We start from the raw sequence: 1761 nt of genomic DNA on the forward strand, positions 1-1761 counted from the left end.
CCAAGCTCATCGTCTTTGCCGCGGCGTCGATGACCGAGTCGCTGACCAAGGCCGGCGACGAGTTCATGGCCGAGAACCAGGGCTACGGGCTCTCGTTCAACTACGACTCCTCGGGCACGCTCAAGACTCAGATCCAGGAGGGCGCCGACTGCGACGTCTTCATCTCCGCGGGCCAGAAGCAGATGAACGCGCTCGACGCCGAGGCCGAGAAGGGCAACGACGAGGGCCTCGACTTCGTCGACCACGCCACCCGCTTCGACATCCTCGAGAACAAGGTCACCCTCGTCGTTCCCGAGGGCAACCCCAAGAAGATCATTGACTTCAACGACCTGGCCGAGCGCCTCAAGTCCGGCGAGATCCTGCTGAGCATGGGCAACTCCGACGTTCCCGTGGGCCAGTACACCCAGAAGATCCTGGCCTACTACGAGCTCGACGAGGAGGCGCTGGCCAAGGACGGCTGCATCACCTACGGCACGAACGTCAAGGAGGTCACCTCCCAGGTCTCCGAGGGCGCCGTGGACTGCGGCGTCATCTACAAGACCGACGCGTTCTCCGCGGGCCTCACCGTGGTCGACGAGGCCACCAAGGAGATGTGCGGCCAGGTCGTCTACCCCGCGGCCGCGATGAAGAACGCGCCGCAGGCCGAGGGCGCCAAGCTCTTCCTCGAGTTCCTCAAGGGCACCGAGGCCTCCAAGTGCTTCAGCGAGGTCGGCTTCACCCCGCTCGCCACGGCGTAGCGGTTCTGGGACAAAAGGGACGGGGGATTTTGTCCCACGGATGGATGGGCGCATGGACTGGTATCCGCTGTATAACTCGGTGAGGATCGCCGCGGTCTCGACCGCGATCGTGTACTTCCTCGGTATATTCCTCGCCAACGTCGTGGCCCGCGCGTCGCGCGTGGTCAAGGGCGTGCTGGACGTCGTGCTCACACTGCCGCTCGTCTTGCCGCCGACCGTCGTCGGCTACCTCCTGCTGCGCGTCTTCGGCCCCCGGCGCACTGTCGGCGCGTGGCTGCTGAGCACCTTCGGCATCAAGCTCACCATGGTGTGGTACGCGGCGATCCTGGCCACCGTCGTGGTGAGCTTCCCGCTCATGTACCGCACCGCCCGCGGCGCCTTCGAGTCCTTCGACGAGAGCCTCGCCGACGCGGCGCGCACCCTCGGCCGCTCCGAGCGCTGGATCTTCTGGCGCGTGAAGATGCCGTGCTGCCAGCAGGGAATCGTGGCGGGCGCGGTGCTCGCCTTCGCCCGCGCGCTCGGCGAGTACGGCGCCACCGCCATGATCTGCGGCTACACCCCCGGCTCCACCGCCACCGTGTCCACCACCGTCTACCAGCTGTGGCGCACGAACGACGACGCGGGCGCCTTCGCGTGGGTCATGGTCAACCTCGGTATCTCGGCCGTGGTCCTTCTTGCCATGAACTGGTTCGAGCAGAAGGAGAAGTCGGGCACGAAGTCCGGCGCCAAGGCCAGCGCGAAGTCCGTCGCCAAGCCCGGCCCCGGGCGCCTGGGAGGTGCGCGATGAGCCTGCAGGTCGACGTTCGGAAGTCGTTCGGGCCGACGTTTGTGCTCGACGTCTCGTTCGAGGTCGAGGCCGCCGACGAGACACTCGCGCTCCTTGGCCCCTCGGGCTGCGGCAAGTCGATGACGCTCAAGTGCATCGCCGGCATCGTGACCCCCGACGAGGGCCGGATCGTCCTCAACGGCCGCGTGCTGTTCGACTCCGAGGCGGGCGTCAACCTGCGCCCGCAGGAACGGCGCG

General features: G+C 67.0%; 3 protein-coding genes. All 3 read left to right on the forward strand.

The annotated features are described in order from the left end of the window. Window positions 1-737, forward strand: a 737-nt coding sequence (gene modA / locus ACT84W_RS08005; RefSeq protein WP_444328823.1) for a molybdate ABC transporter substrate-binding protein, incomplete at its 5' end; no start/stop codon positions are given. A gap of 52 nt (window positions 738-789) precedes the next feature. Next, complete coding sequence (modB, locus tag ACT84W_RS08010; RefSeq protein WP_444328824.1) at window positions 790-1524, forward strand: molybdate ABC transporter permease subunit; 735 nt, start codon at window positions 790-792, stop codon at window positions 1522-1524. Continuing rightward, window positions 1521-1761, forward strand: a 241-nt coding sequence (locus tag ACT84W_RS08015; RefSeq protein ID WP_444328825.1) for an ATP-binding cassette domain-containing protein, incomplete at its 3' end; no start/stop codon positions are given. The genes modB and ACT84W_RS08015, both read left to right, overlap by 4 nt.

Origin of the sequence: Paratractidigestivibacter sp., assembly GCF_052362415.1 — a bacterium.
Lineage (GTDB): Bacteria > Actinomycetota > Coriobacteriia > Coriobacteriales > Atopobiaceae > Paratractidigestivibacter.

Excerpts from the sequence above, each read along its gene's own strand:
- modB (WP_444328824.1), top strand. The coding sequence starts at position 790 with ATGGACTGGTATCCGCTGTATAACTCGGTGAGGATCGCCGCGGTCTCG.